The 12,162-nt window shown below is 38.5% G+C and carries 10 protein-coding genes, 1 pseudogene and 1 other annotated feature; of the genes and pseudogenes, 8 read left to right on the forward strand and 3 right to left on the reverse strand.

Annotated elements, in window-relative coordinates:
• Nucleotides 1-81: 81 nt before the first annotated feature.
• The 8 genes from Q0K35_RS08225 (at nt 82) to Q0K35_RS08260 (ending at nt 5,868) form a co-directional block, all read left to right on the forward strand.
• Nucleotides 82-735 carry a DapH/DapD/GlmU-related protein gene (locus Q0K35_RS08225; RefSeq protein ID WP_294562181.1) on the forward strand — a complete coding sequence of 218 codons (654 nt, stop codon included), beginning with the start codon at nt 82-84 and terminating at the stop codon, nt 733-735.
• A gap of 13 nt (nt 736-748) precedes the next feature.
• Entirely contained in the window at nt 749-1,702 is a 954-nt protein-coding gene (locus tag Q0K35_RS08230; RefSeq protein WP_294562182.1) for a ribose-phosphate pyrophosphokinase, read from the forward strand.
• Between the two features lie 2 nt (nt 1,703-1,704).
• Nucleotides 1,705-2,103 (forward strand): DUF1622 domain-containing protein, encoded by a 399-nt coding sequence (locus Q0K35_RS08235; RefSeq protein ID WP_294562183.1) that lies wholly within the window; start codon nt 1,705-1,707, stop codon nt 2,101-2,103.
• 123 nt (nt 2,104-2,226) lie between these two features.
• Nucleotides 2,227-2,429 (forward strand) — a binding site (T-box leader).
• A gap of 35 nt (nt 2,430-2,464) precedes the next feature.
• Nucleotides 2,465-2,599, forward strand: a complete 135-nt coding sequence (locus Q0K35_RS08240) for a hypothetical protein (RefSeq protein ID WP_294562185.1) — start codon at nt 2,465-2,467, stop codon at nt 2,597-2,599.
• A complete protein-coding gene (locus tag Q0K35_RS08245; RefSeq protein WP_294562186.1) occupies nt 2,547-3,302 on the forward strand; it encodes a transporter substrate-binding domain-containing protein in 756 nt (251 codons plus the stop codon). The genes Q0K35_RS08240 and Q0K35_RS08245 overlap by 53 nt, the downstream gene beginning before the upstream one ends.
• A gap of 25 nt (nt 3,303-3,327) precedes the next feature.
• Complete coding sequence (locus tag Q0K35_RS08250; RefSeq protein WP_273398924.1) at nt 3,328-4,029, forward strand: amino acid ABC transporter permease; 702 nt, start codon at nt 3,328-3,330, stop codon at nt 4,027-4,029.
• Nucleotides 4,022-4,750: an amino acid ABC transporter ATP-binding protein gene (locus tag Q0K35_RS08255; protein WP_294562188.1), complete on the forward strand. Its 729-nt coding sequence runs from the start codon at nt 4,022-4,024 to the stop codon at nt 4,748-4,750. Before Q0K35_RS08250 ends, Q0K35_RS08255 begins: the two co-directional genes overlap by 8 nt.
• A complete protein-coding gene (locus Q0K35_RS08260) occupies nt 4,750-5,868 on the forward strand; it encodes an aminotransferase class I/II-fold pyridoxal phosphate-dependent enzyme (RefSeq protein WP_273398929.1) in 1,119 nt (372 codons plus the stop codon). Before Q0K35_RS08255 ends, Q0K35_RS08260 begins: the two co-directional genes overlap by 1 nt.
• 274 nt (nt 5,869-6,142) lie before the next feature.
• Here Q0K35_RS08260 and Q0K35_RS11575 read toward each other — a convergent pair.
• From Q0K35_RS11575 to Q0K35_RS08270, 3 genes and pseudogenes are all read right to left on the reverse strand, one after another.
• Nucleotides 6,143-6,571: pseudogene (locus Q0K35_RS11575) on the reverse strand (DUF4143 domain-containing protein); the annotation flags it as partial.
• 103 nt (nt 6,572-6,674) lie between these two features.
• Entirely contained in the window at nt 6,675-9,848 is a 3,174-nt protein-coding gene (locus tag Q0K35_RS08265; RefSeq protein ID WP_294562189.1) for a UvrD-helicase domain-containing protein, read from the reverse strand.
• On the reverse strand, nt 9,829-12,162 hold a 2,334-nt coding region (locus Q0K35_RS08270; protein WP_294562190.1), incomplete at its 5' end, for a PD-(D/E)XK nuclease family protein. The genes Q0K35_RS08265 and Q0K35_RS08270, both read right to left, overlap by 20 nt.

Here is a 12,162-nt window from a genome sequence, read left to right on the forward strand (position 1 = left end):
AAATTATATTATGAAAAGACTTTAAAAGCGAGTGAAATTTGAGTAAAATAGAAGTGATATAAAAAAGGAGAAAATTATAAAATGACAAGTGCAGATATTCAGCGGCTGATCAATCAGAAAGTAGAATTCATTGATCCTCAGAGAGTGACGATCGGTGAAGATGTCGAAATCGGAGAGGGAAGCGTTATTTATCCGAATGTGACATTGTTAGGTCATACGAAGATCGGAAAAAATTGCAAGATCCTTCCTAACTGTTTTTTTGAAAATGCGCTCATCGGTGATGATGTTACAATTGATTCTACAAAAATTACAGATAGCGAGGTCATGAAAAATACGACCGTAGGTCCTTTTGCGCATTTGAGAAATCATACGGTGGTTCATGAAAATTGTCGGATCGGAAATTTCGTGGAGTTTAAAAACTGTAATTTTGGGAATGGCAGCAAATGTGCGCATTTGACTTATCTTGGGGATTGTGAAGTAGGTGAGCATGTTAATATTGGCTGTGGAGTTGTAACCGTCAATTATGATGGAAAGAACAAATATAAGACGATCATTGGAGATCATGCATTTATTGGCAGCAATGTCAACATCATTGCACCGGTAACGATCGGTCATCATGCACTGCTGGCTGCCGGTTCTACGATTACGGAAGATGTTGAAGATGGTGCGATGGGAATTGCCAGAAGCCGTCAGACAAACAAAGAAGATTACGGAACAAAATATTTAAATAAATAAGGGGGATCATATTATGATTAAGGATACAGTTATTTTTGCTTTGACATCCAGTGTCGATCTGGCGAATGAGATCGCTCAGCAGCTGGGCATCCCTCTGGGTAACTGCGATGTTCGTCACTTTGCAGATGGTGAGATACTTGTACAATTGGGAGAGAGCGTACGCGGTAAAAGAGTTTATATCGTTCAGTCTACCTGTAATCCTGTCAGCAGCAATCTGATGGAGCTTTTAATTGCTATTGATGCCTGCAAGCGTGCCAGTGCTTCTTTTATCACAGCTGTCATACCGTATTTCGGTTATGCACGTCAGGATCGCAAAGCACGTCCGCGTCAACCGATAACAAGTAAGCTGGTAGCTTCTCTTTTAGAGAGAGCGGGTGCAAATCGTGTCATTACGATGGATCTTCATGCAACACAGATTCAAGGTTTCTTTGATATCCCGGCAGATGATATTGCTTGTCTGCCTATCATCGCAGAGTATTTTCAAAAGAAGCATTTGGATCAGATCGTTGTCGTTTCACCGGACCATGGAGGAACTACACGTGCAAGAGCTTTGGCAGAACGTCTTCATGCTCCTTTAGCAATCATTGATAAGCGCAGGCCTCGTCCAAATGTTGCGGAGGCAATGAACATTATCGGTGATGTAGAAGGTAAATCAGTAATCATCATCGACGATATCGTTGATACGGCGGGAACGCTGATCGCCGGTATAGATTTATTATATAAGCAGGGAGCAAAAGAGGTTTATGCCTGCTGTACACATGGTGTTTTATCAGGACCGGCAATCGAAAGACTGAAGAATTCAAATATCGTGGAATTCGTATGTACGAATACGATACCTCAGGCAGAAAAGAAGGCACAGCTTGAAAAGATGACCGTTTTATCGGTTGGTAAGCTTTTAGGCTTGATCATTAAGGGAATGGAGGAGAATCGTTCGGTTAGCGAAGTTCTCCAGTCCTATAACAGTTAGTTATGTTAACGCTATTGTTATTTTCAGAGGCGGCGACGGAAAATGTTGCTTTCTTTGAACGTATTGTTGAATTTATCGTACCTGAGATCATTGGGATCATTGAATTGATGGGCATTATCGTCATTGTTGTAGGTTCAGTGAAATCCTTTTATATGTATGGAAGAAGTCTTTTGAAGCATGTACATTATCCTATCAAGCTTTCATTGGGAAATGCTTTGGCATTGGGGCTTGAGTTTAAAATGGGAGCGGAGATCCTGAAGACGGTGACGATTCGTACGATCAATGAAATTATGATCCTGGGAGCTATTATTGTTCTTAGGGCCTTGCTTTCAGTCTTGATACATTATGAAGTAAAAAACGAAAAAGAACATAATCAGGATATGGTTGATATGGAATTTTAAGCACTCAAAAAGGAGTGCTTTTTCTTTGAAAGAAAATGTATATGAATGACATTGTTTTACATTTTTTGATGTAAAATAATAATTTTTTTCTTGACAAGTCGTTTTGATTCGATTAATATGTTGTCAACGTCAATGAAAAAGAGTAGTAGTTTTTGGAAGGTTATAGAGAGTCAGTGGCTGGTGGAAGCTGATGCCGGAAGAAAATGAAACGAGCTTTGGAGATGTTGCTGTATGAAAGTAAGGCAACTGTGGTACTCGCATTAAGGGTTGAGAGGCCGGCGAAATGTTGGCAAGTGAAGTGGCACCGCGCTGTCAGCGTCTTCATATGTGAAGACGCTTTTTTTTATTTCAGGAGGTCAGTATGAGAAAACGACGACGACGTTTAGTACAGATATATATAAAAAATGAATTATTGTTTGAAAGGAAAGAAAGAGGTAAAGAAAATGAAGAAAATATTAAAAATAGCAGCAGTAGCAGCAATGGTATTAGGATGTAGCGCATGTTCTCAGACACAAGAGGAAGAAATCAGCTGGCAGGACCAGCTGATTGAAGAAAATACATTGATCGTGGGAATTTCTCCGGATTATCCGCCTTATGAGTCACTGGAAAATGGTGAGATGGTTGGTTTTGATGTGGATATGATGGCTGAATTGGAGAAATACTTAGGCGTTAATGTAGAATTTGAACAAATGACGTTCTCCACGATCGTCGATGCCGTAAATCTGGGACAGGTCGATGTAGGTGTTTCAGGATTTACTTACGATCCGGAAAGACAGGTATTGTTTTCTGATCCATATTTGGAATCTGCACAGGTAATTCTGACAAAGAAAGATTCAGGTATTGAATCAGCAGCCGATCTAAGCGGTAAGGTTGTAGGGGCACAGCTTGGCACGACAGGTGCTGATGCTGCTGCAGAAATCGAAGGAGCTTCTGTGGAATTGAATCAGGATGCGAATATTTTAGTTGAAGCATTGAAGGCCGGACAGATGGATGCGGTCGTTGTCGATCTTCTGGTTGCACAGAATTATGAAGAGAGTGATTCATCATTAGTCGTATTAGATGAACCATTGGTGGATGAAGAAAATGGTATTATTTGTTCAACGAGCAATGAATTGTTGATGGATGCTTTGAATGATGCAATCGCACAATTTAAAGAAAGTGATGCTTACGAAGAATTAAAGACAAAGTGGGGAATGTAATCACTTCAATAAGTGAGGAAAAATTATGGATATTCAAGAATATTTTGGAAAATGTCTGGAAATCGCCAGCAATCCCGAAAATTATAAGACACTGCTGATTGGCGCTGTTTACTCACTTATCGTGGCTTCAATCGCATGGGTGATGGGCATTGTTTTGGGAATTATCGGGGCATCGCTTAAACTGAATAAGAATAAGTTCCTTCGCTTTTTAGGAAACTGCTATGTAGAGCTGATACGTGGAACGCCTATGTTGCTTCAGATCCTGTTTTTCTACCTGATCATGCCTACTCTGATTACCTTGATAACGGGAAATGCTTTCCGTGTCAATAAATTTGTCGTGGGTACGATTGCCATCGGAATTAATTCAGGAGCTTATTCGACAGAATTGATACGATCCGGAATTATTGGTATCGATGCCGGACAGTGGGAAGCCGCCATGTCATTGAATCTTTCCCATTGGGATATGATGCGATATGTTATTTTGCCACAGGCCTTTAAACAGGTAGTACCTCCTATGGTATCGGAATATATCACCTTGATCAAGGATTCCTCGCTTCTTTCAACGATCGGAGCTGTTGAATTGCTTTACAGTGCACAGATCATGGGAGCAAACTATTACAATTATCTTTTCCCTTTGATGATGGCAGGCGTATTTTATTTGGTTATGACCTTCGTGATTTCTTCGATTGCGAAAAAAGTGGAAAGGAGATTAGCGGAAAGTGATTAAGGCTGAACATATTTCAAAAACATTTCAAAATGTAAAGGCACTGGATGATGTATCCTTTCAAATCAGCAAAGGAGAAATCGTTTGTCTGATCGGTCCCAGCGGTTCGGGAAAGAGTACATTATGTCGCTGCATCAATGGATTGGAGATTCCTGATTCAGGAAATATTTATATTGAAGGTAAGCAGATTGATTACACAGATCAAAAGCAGGCAGCCGAGGCTCGATCAAAAACAGGCTTTGTCTTTCAACACTTTAATCTTTTTCCTCATATGAGCGTCATGGATAATATGATTCTGGCACCTATGAAAACACTGCATATGAGCAGGGAAGAAGCAATTACAAAAGCAAGAGAGCTTTTATCGCGTGTCGGTCTGGCAGATAAGGAAGAGGCTTACCCTAAGAAGTTATCCGGCGGACAGAAACAGCGTGTGGCCATTGCCCGTTCATTGATGATGAATCCACAAATCATGCTTTTTGATGAACCGACAAGTGCACTTGACCCGGAAATGGTCATGGAAGTATTAGAGGTTATGAAACAGCTGGCTTTTGAGGGAATGACAATGGTCGTTGTGACGCATGAAATGGGTTTTGCGAAAGAAATTGCAAGCCGTATCGTATTTTTAGAAGAGGGTAAGATCATTGAAGAAAACACTCCGGATCTCTTCTTCTCTCAGCCGCAGACAAAGCGTGCACAGGATTTCTTGAAAAAGGTGTTGTACTGATGAAGATTTCGCCCTTTAAAGTAGAAATATGGATGAATGAACATGAAAATGACGGCATCTATAATCTGACTGAATCTTGTGTATCGCCATTGAAAATGGGTGAATTATTAGAGCTGTTGGATATCAAAGAAAAATATTTATCTGATCTTTTAGATATGAAGCTTGATTATGGTGATATCAATGGAAGTGATGAATTAAAAAAACAAATCTGTCAGTTATATGAAACAGCAGAGCCATGTAATATTGCCATCGCACAAGGAGCTATTAATGCGAATGAGATGACGATCATGGAGCTGATTGAACCCAACGATGAGATGATCACATTCACACCCGGTTATCAACAGGTATCTTCTTTGGCAGAAAGTCTTGGCGCTAAAGTGATTGAGTTAGAGTTAAAAGAAGAAAAAGGCTGGCAGGTTGATTTTGATGAATTGGAAAAAGCAATCACCGATAAAACAAAAGTCATCTGTGTAACCTTACCTAATAATCCGACCGGAACGATGCTAAGCACTCAGGCATGTGTCAGACTGATTGAGATAGCTGAAAGACATGATTTATATTTATTCGTGGATGAAGTTTATCGAAGTCTGTATGCTGACAGATTCTGTTATCAGGGAAGTTTGTTTGATTTATACGATAAAGCGATCATCACGTCCGGCTTAAGCAAATCTTTTGGTTTACCGGGACTGCGGTTAGGCTGGATCGTTGGACCTAAGGCTTTTATTGACCGGATCATCTATCGGCGTGATTATCATATTATTTCGATATCTAAGATGAATGATGTCTTAGCTGTTGAGGTTTTGAAGCAGAAAGAAAAAATACTATCAAGGAATCGTGATATTTGTTTGAAAAACAGGGCTTATCTTGAAGAATGGATCAAGCATGAAAGACATATTACCAATTCTTTTACTTCAGGAACGACGCAATTGATTCGCTATGATATGAAGATACCAAGTGAAGAATTATCTCTGCGTGTTCAAAAAGAAGCCGGTATCTTCTTTGTTCCCGGAAGCTGCTTTGATTGTGAATATCATCTTCGTCTTGGCGGAGGTATCGATCCTGTCATCTTTCAAAATGGATTAAACGTATTTTCAAATTGGTTAAGACAGTTTGATTAAATCTAGCGTGAAGTGAAGATATATAGTTGTGCGATTAAATTTTTATGCTAATCGTGATAATATAAAAGAACTGGAACCTGACGTTTTAATAATTGCTATGATGAAGCTTATCATGATATTGATGCAGTAGGGAAACGAGTTATTATTGGTGGTGGAACTATTGGCTGTGAATTAGCATTCACTTTGAATGTTTAAACGATTCTGTTATATTTGGTGTTGCTTAGGTAAAATAAAAAGAGGTGAAATTAAATTTCACCTCTTTTGAATGATCTTATTAATCTTTTAAACATCCGATTGGAATTACCAAGACTCTATCATCCCTACGATACCCATATTCTGTTCCAGTAAGTACAATTTTTAAGTCTGGTAAACGAATAGGTACTTGTTTTTCTGTTTTATTATGGTCATTTATAAGTTTTTCGATTTCACAAAGGTGGTGTGCACCTTCGTCAATTTCATTTGCTCCTAATTTGATTTCTATTAATGCATATCTTCCATCTTCTAAATGTAGTACTGCATCAGCTTCTAACCCATATCGGTCATGATAATAGGAGACTTTACCATTGTTTTTAGAAGAATAAATAATTAAATCTCTAATACATAATGACTCGAATAGAAAACCTAGTGTCTTAAAATCTAAATTGAAGTATTCAGGACTAAGACCTAATGCTACAATAGCAATTGATGTATTGTTATCATACCATTTTGTGGTGTTTTGTCAAACTATTTTGTGGCATTTTATCAAACTGATTTGTTGTAATTTGTCAGACTGTTTTGCGGTTTTTTTATTAGATTGTTTTGATATGTTATGATTTCATTTCGATCATCTCAGACAATGAAAATGAATAAATATAAGTCCGGATCATCTTATCTTTGAAAAGAAGCCGGCAGGCTTTTGTATAAGCCGTTAGCTGTGAGGTATAGCGATCGATCAAAATACTTTCATCCTCCACTGCATCACTTTTGAAATCAATGAGCGTAATGACATCTCCAATAGATAAAAAGTCCATATATCCATGTAATATTGTAGTTCCGTCTTGAACAAGAAACGGATATTCATGATAGATTTGAGTATGTTGGAGCGATCTGAAAATTTCATTCTGATTCAGCTTCATCAGATCAAAAAGAAGCCTGTCATCCATGTCAAGATGATACTTAACGGAGATTTCATGTATCAATGTTTCATTCCATGGCACAGATGGTAAATGCTCCAGATAAGCATGATAAGTGGTACCGCGATGAGCGGCATCGCTGTCACGAAAGCTTAGTGGGTGCACCCCAAAATCAATAGTTTCAGTTTCACTCGGTGAAAGAATTTCGATGACCTGCGTATCCTTGTATCGGGGAAGCAAGGAAGCAGATGTCTTCATCTTCTCCAAAGGTGCTGTTTCCCACAGATGATCAACATAGTGAATCTTGAAAAGATGGTCCTTATGTAAATGATTCATCGCCTGTAATATCCAGCTGGTCGTACCTTTGCGGGCATTGACCTTGGAGTAGGTGATGCCATGATCGATATCCAGTTTTGGATCCAGGAAGTCTACGATATGCAGCTGTTTTTTTGCGCGGGTCGTCGCAACATAGAGGATACGCAGCTCTTCTTCTAATTCATCACGATTTTTCTTATGTTCAATGGCAATGCGCTGATAAGATTTGAAAACATTGCGGTATGGAAATTGCATGATATTCATCCCGATTCCTAATTCATTATCACAAAGCACCATATCACTAAGTTCCATCTTTTTCATATGGCTGGTTGACCATAGGTAAACGATAGGGAATTCAAGTCCTTTCGAGTTATGGATGCTCATAAAACGAACCACGTTGTCGTTTTTCCCGATTGTACTCGTTTGGGCCGTTTGCTGATCCTTTAATGAATCGATGTAAGTTAAAAAGTTGATGCATTCACAGCTGATGTTTTTTTCATAATCACAGGCCAATTCATAGAAATAATCACAGTTGGTCTGATCCTGAAATGAGCAGGTATCGTAGAAATGATTCCATTTGAAACATTCCTGGATCATTTGCCGGATCGTATATGAGGAATTGCGGATACGTTCAAACTCATGTAAGACTTGAGGTGTCTGCTCTTTTAAACATTGATAATAAGATTTATTTTTCTTTTGTGAGATTTTGGCTAATGAATCACTGTCAAATTGAAAAAAGATACTGGTGAGAATCGCTGCGAAATGAAAGTCATTTTCCGGATCACAAAGGGCATTAAGCATGGAAAGCAGGATCTGAATGCTTCGTGATTCGTAAAAGCCGCTTTTTTGGTTCATATAGTAAGGGATATGATATTTCTCAAAGACCTTTTTTAAAACTTCCATTTTTGCGTTGCTGCGTACTAATACCGCAAAATCTTTAAATTCATGATCCTTGCTCTGTCTAATGATCTCATGAGCAATATATTCCGCTTTATAAATATCTTTATTAATTTTTTCATCTGCATAGGTTTTTAGGTTGGGATCAAGGGCATGGAAGACAATAGGCTGATTATCTTCTTTTTGTGAAGCAAGACCGATCTCACTTAAATCTTCGCTTTTAAAAGGCAAGGAATCAAAGCCTTCGATGTTCATAAGAATTTCATATAGAACATTATTAAACTCTACGATGGTCGCATCTGAACGATAATTTTTATTAAAGCGAATCACTTTATTATAACTGTCTTCCTTTTCCTTGTATGACTGCATGATTTGAGGCAGGGCATGTCGAAAGCCATAGATCGATTGTTTGACATCGCCGACACGGAAAACATTGTCTTCACGACAGATCAAACGTACGAGTTCATCCTGCACATCATTGCTGTCCTGAAATTCATCGACCATGATTTCTTTAAAAAGAGAACGGTAATGTTCGGCAACTCGAGGAAATTCTTTTAAAAGTCTAAGTGCCATGTGTTCCATATCAGAAAAATCAATCACTTCTTTTTCATTTTTTATCGCTTCATAATGCTTGAAATAAAGGTGTACACAATCGATCAGTTCAGAAACGATATCAATGATCTCATGGGTCATTTTCTTCATGACATCAGTAGGAGGCACCGCTAAAACTTCATCTTCGATGGCAATGATCTCATCCCGTGCTTCTTTATAAAAGATATTTTGTGAATCCGGAGAAGTCGGCACCGGCTGTTTGGCACATACAAGTATCTGTTTAGAGAATTCATCAAAATCGCTGACCAGATGAATATCACGAATAAGATCATATTTCTTATAAAAGGCATGGATCTTCTTTTCTTCATCGGGATAATGTTCTTCAAACTGCTGACGGATCGTTTCAAAGCACTGCTGATAGGTTTGAAGCTTTCCCTTCCAGTAATCTAAAAAAACTTGACGAACCTTGGTACCTTTTTCAAAAGTATCCGGATCATAGGCCGCTAATGCCTCATCCAGCCATATTTCAGGATCGCTTTGAGAATCTGCCATTGAAGCTGTTTTTAAAATGATATCCTTGACTGGCTGAAGATTTTCAGGACGTGAAGAAAGCATGGCACACAGCTGATAGAAAGTGTGTTTCTTTTCTTTTTGTTTGATCGTCATAACTTCTTCTAAAGCCTGGTCCTGATAGATCTTCTGAGTGCTTTCAACACATAAATTTGAAATTCTTTTGGCGGAAAGACCTAAAAGATAATAATAATCTTTAATGATCGAATAACAAAACGAGTGAATCGTTGAGATATGAGCATTTGATAATTTAGAGAGCTGTGAGAAAAGATACTGTCTGTTATTCTCATCTTTTTCATTTAAGACCAGCTGATTGATTTCCTTTGAAAGACGTTTTTTCATCTCACTGGCGGCATCTTCTGAGAAAGTCATGGCAAGTATTTCATCAATTTCAATATGATCCAAAATGACAAGCTCTACTAAACGTTGAACCAGGACCCCCGTCTTGCCGCTTCCGGCACTTGCACTGACTAGAATATTGCGATGCCGGGTAGTAATGGCTTCTTTTTGTGCCTCATTCCATTGTTTGCCCATGATCTTCCTCCTTTCTCATGCATGGCGGCAGATCCACCAGCTGTTTTTTCTCCGTATAGCTGCCATTGAATCGACAGATAGGCCGGTACTTGCAGAAAAGACAGGCCGCTTCATTAGGCTCTAACCGTATATCACCACTTAAAATCTGAGAAGCGATCAGCTTCATCATTTCTTGGATACAATCACTGACTTCATCAATATCAAAGACAGAGGATGCATAAATTCCTTTGCTTTTTGTATTTTTCAGACCTGATACATGGGCTGCATCATCATCCATGATCTCTACATTCTCATCAAAGATCCATCCCTGAAGCCGATTTGCACGAACCACTTCTTTCTGAATGGCTTCTTGTGTGATCGTATCAATGGTTTTAGATCTGCGGGCGAGCTTTTGATAAGGAAGCTCAAGCTTGCCGTTTTGAAAGGAATAGTAAAAGCCGCCTAAAGGACGCAGCTTTAATTCATCCTTCATTTGCATCAGATAAGTACAAAGCTGTAACTGCTGACCTGAAAAGACATGATCCTTCTGCAACCTTTTTGAAGAACTCTTATAATCCATGATCCGAAAGGTTCCAGAAGAGGTATCAATACGATCGACATAGCCGACAAGATGCAGGTTGACTGTATCGTTGACAGGTACGATTCTTTCCCACTTATATTCACAATATTTTGGCGTCATTGAAGAATGAGCTTCCATTTCATCAAGAATATAAAGATTCATTTTCATATTTTCAATCAATCGATCACGAATTAAATCAAAGTCGATATGTGGGAAAACGGCTTTCATATCAGACATATATAAATCAATGATTTCACTTATCTCATCAACACAAGCTTTCGTATAATTCTTCTGATAACGTCCGACCAAGGTTTCCAGGACGGCATGATTTAGCGTACCGATCTTCTGGACGTTAAAACCTGCTTCAAGTGGTTCTTTGATGTGGCATCCATATCTTAAAAAATATGCATAAGGACAGCCTACATACTTTTCAAGAGAAGAAACTGATCCTTTGATCTCATGATCCTTCATATAAATTTGTTCAGCTGTATTTTCACTTAAAGGCAGTATCGTTTCCTTTAGCTCACTTGTTTGCGTAAGCGGATAAGGTATTGATTCTTTTTGAAGAAGAGCTTCGATATCCAAGCTTGATTCAAAATTTTTTCCTACATAATCGCTCAGCGGGTAGGAAATGATGATTTGCTGGCCGTATAGGATCCTTTCCAGCATGCTTTGATGATATCGCTGATAACGAGTCATCAATGAAGGGAATTTTTTGATGCTGGCAACATAGTTTTCACCGAAAATACCGCTCATAGGCGTAAAGCTCGAAAAATGATTCTGGGTTGCAGAACAGATAAAGGTTATCGGCAAGCACTCATTGATCTGTGAATAAGGAAGTACCGTAACGCTGTTCATACGTTTGTCAGCTTCATTAACTCTGATCTTGCGTATTTCATCGATCAATAAGCGCATATCTTCTTTTTCTTTAATATAAGGAAGACTCTCTTTGAAAAGATTTTGTATTTTCAACAGAGAATTTCGAAAATCTAAAGTAGAAGCATGAAAATGCCTTAATATTTCATCTGTTGCCATCATGATGCCTGGAATATCATCTGAGAGCAATCGTTGACAGTATGGGAGTATCTGCTGTTTCTGAAGATTTGCTTTTTCTATGATACGGGTCAGATCTTTGATTTCATATTCACTGAAAAGATCGCTTTGGAACCTTTGTTTACTTAAATCAGGATAAGCTTCATCATATGCATAAGGATAAATTTTTTGGGCTTTGATCAGATCGCTCATATCACCAAAGCAGCTTTGGGTCAGACACTCATAAAAGGTTTCGGGTGTCGGATTCAGGGCAAATTCTAATAAGCTTGCGGCCTGAAAGGCATACGATGAAGATTTTGATAAGGATAGATGATAAGGAATCTGATACCGATCAAAGACAGAGGCCAACAACGTCTTGCCTTTGGAATCACATAAAGCAATCATGACATCATTGACATCCATTTCTTCATATATGATTTTTTGCGCAATGCTTTCAATTTCACATCTGGGATTATTGGCATGATAGTACTCATATGCAGGCTTATTTTGATGCTTTGATATTACATGAACCTGATGGTCTGCGAATATCTGAATGTATTTCTCTTCTATTAATGTCGGATGTGCGATATTGATATAAACATTGGAAAGATCGCCAAGTGATGAAAGATTCTCCTTGTAACAGATTGAACGTGTTTTCAGATCATAGATGCTTTTTAATATGATCATAAGCTCTTGATCACTTTCTTTCTCACAAGGAAGCTC

The sequence above is a fragment of the uncultured Traorella sp. genome (genome assembly GCF_944327115.1).
Lineage (GTDB): Bacteria > Bacillota_I > Bacilli_A > Erysipelotrichales > Erysipelotrichaceae > Traorella.

Bases quoted from the DNA above. Each gene is read 5' to 3' on its own strand.
- Q0K35_RS08225 (WP_294562181.1), top strand. From the start codon at position 82: ATGACAAGTGCAGATATTCAGCGGCTGATCAATCAGAAAGTAGAATTC.
- Q0K35_RS08230 (WP_294562182.1), top strand. From the start codon at position 749: ATGATTAAGGATACAGTTATTTTTGCTTTGACATCCAGTGTCGATCTG.
- Q0K35_RS08235 (WP_294562183.1), top strand. From the start codon at position 1,705: ATGTTAACGCTATTGTTATTTTCAGAGGCGGCGACGGAAAATGTTGCT.
- Q0K35_RS08240 (WP_294562185.1), top strand. From the start codon at position 2,465: ATGAGAAAACGACGACGACGTTTAGTACAGATATATATAAAAAATGAA.
- Q0K35_RS08245 (WP_294562186.1), top strand. From the start codon at position 2,547: ATGAAGAAAATATTAAAAATAGCAGCAGTAGCAGCAATGGTATTAGGA.
- Q0K35_RS08250 (WP_273398924.1), top strand. From the start codon at position 3,328: ATGGATATTCAAGAATATTTTGGAAAATGTCTGGAAATCGCCAGCAAT.
- Q0K35_RS08260 (WP_273398929.1), top strand. From the start codon at position 4,750: ATGAAGATTTCGCCCTTTAAAGTAGAAATATGGATGAATGAACATGAA.
- Q0K35_RS08265 (WP_294562189.1), bottom strand. From the start codon at position 9,848: ATGGGCAAACAATGGAATGAGGCACAAAAAGAAGCCATTACTACCCGG.